We start from the raw sequence: 6,580 nt of genomic DNA, 5'->3' as shown, positions 1-6,580 counted from the left end.
TCAGCGAGGTTTCGCGCCAGGCCGCCGCCAGCAGCAGGCTGAACGCCACCACCGCCGCCAGCGTCAGCAGCGCACCGGTCTGGCCCACATGGCCGGCCAGCACCAGGCAGCCCGGCCCGCCGAAGAAAAAGCCCACCATCGTGCCGCCGACCTGCACGGCATTGGCGCGCGCCAGCGCTTGGCCGTGGAAGCGTTCCGCCGTCAACCCGTCGGTGGCGATGTCCTGCGTCGCGCTGGCCAATGAGGCCAACGCCATCAGCGCCACCACCCAGCCCGCCGCAGCGGCATCGATGCCCAGCACGGCCAGCGCCAGCAGGCAGGCCAGCACCACGGCCTGCATCGGCAGGATCCAGCTGCGCCGCCGGCCCATGGCGCGGGTCCAGCGGTTGTCCACGACGGGCGCCCACAGGAACTTCAGCACCCACGGCAGGCCGACCAGCGGCAGCCAGGCCAGCGCGTGCAGGTCCGCGCCGTCGCGGCGCAGCAGCGTGGGCAAAGCCTCCATGGCCACGCCCAGCGGTATCCCTTGCGAGAAATACAGGGCGCCTATCATCACGAACATGCGTGCGTTTGCAATACGGTTCACTTCAGATTTCCTTCAACGAGGGAGCGCGGGATTGCGGCGCATCCGCGCGGCGGTGTTCGCTGCCCTGCCCAGGCGTCACGAACAGGATCTTGCCGGGACAGGCCACGTGCAGCCGGTGCCACACGCCGCGCGGCACGATGGCGCTGCGGCGCGTATCCAGCAACATGTCGGTCTCGGCGCCGTCCTCGGCCATCAGGGTGACCACCACGCGCCCTTCCAGCACGCAGAGCATTTCGTCGCCGGCCGGGTGGCGTTCCCACACATCGCCATGGACGTCGGCGTCGCTGGTCACGGCCTTGATGCCGACCAGCCATTCGTCCTGCGGCGCAAGCCGCCGCAGCCGGCCCACGTCGCGCAAGGCGCCGTCGCGCCCCAGCGCCACGAAATGGTCCAGCCAGTCGAACACGGGCCCGCTATCGGGTGCATTCATCGATCTCTCCTTCTCGTTGGCGGCGGACGTCCGCGAACGGCGCCCGCCGCGGGTCATCAGTATTCGGCGCGCAAAGTCAGCATGACGTTGCGGGGCTCGCCGTAGCGGTTGTTCCAGGCGGTGCCCGACAGGCTCTGGTAGTAGCCGCGGTCGAACAGGTTGTTGACGTTGAGCGACGCGGTCACGTGCTTGTCCACGCGGTAGGCCATGCGCAGATCCGCCAGCGCGTAACCGCCCTGGCGCAGCGTGACGGGGCCGGACACCGTGGAGTAGCCCGACTGCACCTGCAGGCCGCCGCCCACGCTCAGGCGCCGCTCCAGCCCGGGCAGGGCATAGTTCGTCCATAGCCGGAAGATGTGCTTGGGCGTGAAACGCGCGAAAGGCTGTCCGCCGGACTCCGAGTCCGTCAGGTATTTGCTGGTATTGAAGGTGTAGCCCGCCGCCACCGTCCAGTAGGGCGTGATGCTGCCGGAGGCTTCGGCCTCGATGCCGCGGCTGCGGACTTCCCCGCCCGAGATGTAGTAGCAGTTGCGGCCCACGCAAGGCCAGGCCGGATCTTCCTGCGCGCGGTTCTTCTGCTGGATCTGGAATACGGCCAGCGACACGTTCAGCGCGCCGTCCGCCAGTTCGCCCTTGACGCCGGCCTCGTAGTTGGTGCCGGTGATGGGATCCAGCGGCTGGCCGTCGCGGGTCAGCTCGCCCTGTGGCTGGAACACCTGCGCATAGCTGCCATAAAGCGACCACTGGCGGTCCAGGTCCACGATCAGCCCGCCGTACGGCGTGAACTCCGGGTCGATGCGCTGCCGCGCGCTCGGCGCGCTCTGGTTCCACCAGCTCATGCGTCCGCCCAGCACCAGGGTCACCGGATCGGCCAGCGAAAAGCGGCCCATGCCGTAGACGCCTTGCTGCTTCAGCCGGGTTTCGCCGGGCGAGGTGTACGGCCCCACGCCCGGCTCGGGCACGCTATGCGGATCCCAGTCGAAAACGTTCACCGGCACGTTCGGATAGGGCCTCAGGTCCGCGCTGTACTGTTCGGACGTGGTGCGCTGGGCATTGCCGCCCAGCAATACTTCATGGCGCCGGCCGAACAGTTGCAGCGGGCCGCCGACATAGGCGTCCACGCTGGCCTGGGTGTTGTCGAACTTGTAGGCCGCACCCATCAGCGAGGAACCCAGTCCGGTCTGGCGGTCTATCGCGCCATAGGCGCCGGCGTACTTCAGATTGCTGTCCGCGGTCAGGTAATTGGCGCTGACCTTGGCGCTCCAGCCCTGGCCGAAGCGATGCTCCAGGTCTGCGAACACACGCGTCGTATTCCAGTTGAAGCGGTCCCAGGCCGCGTCCAGATAGGTCGAGCGCTTCAGGCCAATATCGCCGCCGTCCTTGTACAGCGGCACGCCGGCCATGTTGGTGGTGGAGCGGATGCGCTGGTATTGCAGGCCGGCGGACAGCACCGTGTCCGGCCCGAGGTCGACCTCGCCGATGCCGTAAAAGAGCGCCGACTTCTGATCCGCGACGTCGTAGAAGTAGCCGCGGTCCTCCACGGCGCTGACGATGCGGCCGCGCACGCTGCCGCTGTCGTTCAGCGGACCGCCCAGGTCGGCTTCGGCGCGGTAGCGGTCCCAGCTGCCGGCGCTGAGCGAGCCGTTGAAGGACAGCTCGCGCTGCGGCCGCTTGCGCACCAGGTTGACCGTGGCGGCGGGATTGCCGGCGCCGTGCATCAGGCCGTTGGCGCCGCGCAGGATCTCCACGCGCTCGTACACCGCCATGTCCTGCGGCGACGCAGCCATGTTGCCCATCAGCACCGGCACCCCGTCCTGCTCGAACGAGTCCACCTTGAAACCGCGCGCGTAGTACGCGGTGGTCAGCAGCTGATAGGGCTGCACCGTGATGCCGGTGGCGTGCTGCATCACCTCGTCCAGGCTTTGCAGGTTCTGCTCGCGCATCCGTTCCTGCCCGATCACCGTCACCGACTGCGGAATCTCGCGCAGCGTCAGCGGCAATTTGCCCAAGGTCGCCGTGCCCTGCGCCACGCCCTCGCCACTGACTGTCACCGCCGGCAGGGATGCAGCCTCCTGCGCCAGCGTCGGTCCCGCCGCCACCGCCAGCCACAGCGACCAATACCGCGCGCGCACAGCGTTCCTGCGCGGTGCGCCCGCCCCCGTTTTCACCTGTTTTCGCACTGCCTGTCCTCTTAGAATTTTATTGAGAATAATTCTCAAGTAATTCTAGGAACGGCGACGGACACGCGCTGGCGATTACGGAAGTCTTGCTGGCGATTGCGGAAGTTTCGGCGCTTCAGCGGCCCGGCGCGACGCTGCTGGGCAGCACGCCGTAGCGGCGCAGGAATGCCTTGGTGAAGTGCGAATCCGTATAGCCGCAGGCATAGGCCGCTTCGGACACCGTATAGGCGCCTTCGGCCAGCAGGACGTGGGCCTGCTCCATGCGCCGCTCACGCACATAGGCGTAGACGCTCTGGCCGAACAGCTTGCGAAAGCCGGTGGTGAGCTTGTTGACGTTCACGCCTGCGCGCCGCGCCAGTTCGGGCAGGGACGGTGGATCCTGCAGGTTCGCGGTAGCCAGGTCGCGCGCATGATGCAGACGTTCCACGTCCGCGCGCGTGAGGCCGCGCGTGTGCGTGTCCTGCTCCGCCGGCTGCAGCGCGCCCAAGGCGAGCGCGGCCAGCTCCAGCGCCTTGGCCGACAGGTACATGCGCTTGAGCGCGCCCTGCACCGGGCAGGCCAGCATCTGATGGCCCAAGGCCTCCAGCTTGCGGTCCGCCCGCATATTGGCTTCGATGTAGGCGCCGTCGGTCTGCGGCGCGCGCAGCAGGCCAGCCAGTTGGACCGGGTCCATGGAGAAGGCGTCGCGCAAATGATCCAGGTCCGTGCGCAAGGACACGAAGCGCAAGGACTGATGGGCGCCGAATTCATGTTCCATGCCCATGGCGTCCTGGCAGACGCTCAGGTGCAAGGCCGGCCCACTCACGCGGGTGGGGGCCGCGCCGCGCACGCTATAGCGCAGATCCCCATCCAGCACGAGCACCAGCTTCAGGCCGGGCTCCAGGCGCTCCTGCACCCTCTCGTCGCGGCCAAAGCGCAGCGTGCCGCCCGCCAGCGACATGGCAGGCGTGGCGGCCGATACGGTCCAATCGGGTTGAGGATAGGTGGCGGTCAAGGTAGCGGCTCCGCGGCGAGCAGCGCTGTTGATGAGATTGAATATTATTACCGTTTGACCAGAACGGAAAGCCGCCCGCCAGGCGGGCGGCTTGATTTACTGCTGGCGGCGCTGCTCCAGTTCCTTCAGGCACTGCGCCACGCCGGCCTGCATCTGCGCGTTCGACACGGCGGCGCGGTCGGATACCTCGCGGCAGCGCACGTACTCGGCCTGGCTTTCCGGCGTATCGCGGATGACCGCGGGCGCGGCGCCGGGTTCGGGCGTGACCGTCATGCGCAGCGTGGATGGCGGCGAGAGGCTGCCGTCCTTGGAGCGCACGCTGGGGTATTGGTATTCCTGCGTGGCGGGAGGCGCGTTCTGCGCTTGCGCGGCGCCCGCTGCGCACAGGGCAGCCAGCAGGAAGGCGGAAATGTGGAGTTTCTTCATGACGACCTCTCTTCAATGGACTGACGTCCAGGGCGCGGACCGCTGCCCCTGGACATGCCGCACTATCGTATCCCCGGCCGCCCATGCGCGGCGTGCCAAGACGCTACACAATCCGCCACAGTTGTTTCCCGGGGTTTCTCCCGCGGCTCGGCCTACTTCTTCGCCGCAGACTGGCGCAAGGGTGCCAGCAATGAAGACAGCCCGTTGTGGTCGAGCTCGTGCATCAGGGCCAGCAGGCGCCCCAGTTCGCCAGGCGGAAAGCCCTTGCGCGCGAACCAGGCCAGGTACGGTCCGGGCAGATCGGCGATGAGACGCCCCTGGTACTTGCCAAAGGGCATGGCGCGCGTGACCAGCAGAGATAGCAGTTCGGGATCCATGGAGATCACCGTTCCGCCGCGGCGGCGAAAGCGATATCGGCAGCGGGTACGGCGGCAATCTCCACGCCGAAACTGGAGATGGACGACAAGGTCGCGTTGTGATGCGCGCGGATCTGCGCGCCCGGCGCGTGTGGCTTGTCCTGGGTAGTGTGGGCGTCCGCCGCCAGCGTGACGGGAAAGCCCAGCGCGGCCGCGCGGCGCACGGTCGTGTCGACGCAGAACTCGCTGGCATAGCCGCACACCACCAGCTCCGTCACACCCGCTTGCGCCAGCGCGTCGGCCAATTCGGTGCGCAGGAAGGAATCAGGCGTGGTCTTGCGGACGCGGACGTCGCCATCCGCCGGCTGCAGCCGCAAGTCCAGCTGCCAACCCGGCAAGCCATGATCCATGGCGCTGCCGGGACTTTCGTGCTGCACATAGATGACGGGCGCGCCAGCCTCGCGGGCGCGCCGGGCCAGCGCATTGATGCGGGCCAGCACAGCCTCGGCATCGGCCGGCGCGGGAGAGGCCTCGAACAACGCGCGCTGCACGTCTATCACGATCAAAGCAGACGTCATGGTTTCCTCAAAGTGGTTGGGCGTCCTGCGCGGCATCGACGCGCGCATGCATCCAGAAATCGCGGGGAACGCCGCGCACCAGCCGGTAGCGGCGCAGCAGCCCTTCGCGCTGAAAGCCGCTGCGTTCCAGCACGCCGGCCGACGCCACATTGGTATCCAGCACGGTGGCCTGGATGCGCGCAAAGCCCAGCTCGCGCAAGGCCCACGCGGTCATGGCCTCACAGGCGCGCGTCGCAATGCCGCGCCGCCAGTACGGCGGCGCGACGTCATAGGCGATCTCCGCGCGCCGTGCGGACACGGAAATCTCGTTCAAGCCTATGGTGCCCGCCAGGGTGCCATCGACCGCGACGATCGCCAGGCGCAGGCTGTGCGATTCCGATGGCTGGCCATAACCGCGGATCAAGCGCACCAGCGTATCCGGCCCGTCCAACTGCCAACTGGTATGGCGCGTGACGGCCTCGTCACGCAGATAGGCGTGCCAGGCGGCGGCGTCCGCTTCCCGCAACGGGCGCAGCCGCAAGCCGTCCGCCCCCAGCTCGGGCAGATTCTGCAGGTAGTCAGTGAGGTTCGGAAGCATCCTGGGGCGCAATCGGCTGCGGCGGCAGCGCCGCGACATGGCGCAGCTTATCAGGGTTGCGCACGATGTAGATGGCGGTGATTCTGCCGTCGCGCACCTCCAGCGTGGTGGACCGGGGCAGACCATCCAGTTCGATAGCCAGCACGCCCGGCATGCCGTTCAGTTGCGTCACCACGGCCTCCAGGAACTGCCCGCTGGGCTTGGACGACAAGCCGGCGAAGAAGCGCGCGATCTTGTCGCTGCCCAGGATGGGCCTGAACACGGCCAGCTTCTTGCCGCCGCCGTCGGCATGCAGCACCGCGTCCTGCGCCAGCAGGCTGCGCAACGCATCCACGTCGCCTGCGCGCGACGCCTGCCAGAAGGCATCGGCGATGCGCGCGCCCTCCTGTTCCGTCACCGCGAACCGCGGACGCGCATCGCGCACGCGGCTGCGCGCCCGCGCGGCCAACTGGC

8 protein-coding genes and 1 pseudogene are annotated in these 6,580 nt (G+C 68.0%); all 9 read right to left on the bottom strand.

Annotation, left to right across the window (positions count from 1 at the left end; translation table 11 throughout):
- Positions 1 to 562, bottom strand: a 562-nt coding sequence (locus VIR09_RS04855) for an MFS transporter (protein ID WP_332011850.1), incomplete at its 3' end; no start/stop codon positions are given.
- A gap of 25 nt (positions 563 to 587) precedes the next feature.
- Positions 588 to 1,016 carry a cupin domain-containing protein gene (locus VIR09_RS04850; RefSeq protein WP_332011849.1) on the bottom strand — a complete coding sequence of 143 codons (429 nt, stop codon included), beginning with the start codon at positions 1,014 to 1,016 and terminating at the stop codon, positions 588 to 590.
- A 56-nt stretch (positions 1,017 to 1,072) separates the two neighbouring features.
- Positions 1,073 to 3,148, bottom strand: coding sequence for a TonB-dependent siderophore receptor (locus tag VIR09_RS04845; RefSeq protein WP_332011848.1), 2,076 nt, complete (start codon positions 3,146 to 3,148; stop codon positions 1,073 to 1,075).
- A gap of 163 nt (positions 3,149 to 3,311) precedes the next feature.
- Entirely contained in the window at positions 3,312 to 4,190 is an 879-nt protein-coding gene (locus tag VIR09_RS04840; RefSeq protein ID WP_332011847.1) for an AraC family transcriptional regulator, read from the bottom strand.
- 96 nt (positions 4,191 to 4,286) lie between these two features.
- Positions 4,287 to 4,616 (bottom strand): hypothetical protein, encoded by a 330-nt coding sequence (locus tag VIR09_RS04835; RefSeq protein ID WP_013394864.1) that lies wholly within the window; start codon positions 4,614 to 4,616, stop codon positions 4,287 to 4,289.
- A gap of 152 nt (positions 4,617 to 4,768) precedes the next feature.
- A complete protein-coding gene (locus tag VIR09_RS04830) occupies positions 4,769 to 4,993 on the bottom strand; it encodes a DUF3820 family protein (protein ID WP_332011846.1) in 225 nt (74 codons plus the stop codon).
- A 5-nt stretch (positions 4,994 to 4,998) separates the two neighbouring features.
- Positions 4,999 to 5,550 (bottom strand): cysteine hydrolase family protein, encoded by a 552-nt coding sequence (locus VIR09_RS04825; RefSeq protein ID WP_332011845.1) that lies wholly within the window; start codon positions 5,548 to 5,550, stop codon positions 4,999 to 5,001.
- A gap of 7 nt (positions 5,551 to 5,557) precedes the next feature.
- Positions 5,558 to 6,127, bottom strand: coding sequence for a GNAT family protein (locus VIR09_RS04820; RefSeq protein WP_332011844.1), 570 nt, complete (start codon positions 6,125 to 6,127; stop codon positions 5,558 to 5,560).
- A pseudogene (locus VIR09_RS04815) lies at positions 6,108 to 6,580 on the bottom strand (RNA polymerase sigma factor SigJ); the annotation flags it as partial. The gene VIR09_RS04820 and the pseudogene VIR09_RS04815, both read right to left, overlap by 20 nt.

The organism is Achromobacter sp. (assembly GCF_036567245.1).
In the GTDB taxonomy this organism is placed as follows: domain Bacteria; phylum Pseudomonadota; class Gammaproteobacteria; order Burkholderiales; family Burkholderiaceae_B; genus Achromobacter.
The sequence above is the reverse complement of the archived record's forward strand: the minus strand, read 5'-3'. Positions and strand labels throughout refer to the sequence as shown.

Coding starts and splice junctions, on each gene's coding strand:
- VIR09_RS04850 (WP_332011849.1), bottom strand. CDS start 1,016: ATGAATGCACCCGATAGCGGGCCCGTGTTCGACTGGCTGGACCATTTC.
- VIR09_RS04835 (WP_013394864.1), bottom strand. CDS start 4,616: ATGAAGAAACTCCACATTTCCGCCTTCCTGCTGGCTGCCCTGTGCGCA.
- VIR09_RS04830 (WP_332011846.1), bottom strand. CDS start 4,993: ATGGATCCCGAACTGCTATCTCTGCTGGTCACGCGCGCCATGCCCTTT.
- VIR09_RS04825 (WP_332011845.1), bottom strand. CDS start 5,550: ATGACGTCTGCTTTGATCGTGATAGACGTGCAGCGCGCGTTGTTCGAG.
- VIR09_RS04820 (WP_332011844.1), bottom strand. CDS start 6,127: ATGCTTCCGAACCTCACTGACTACCTGCAGAATCTGCCCGAGCTGGGG.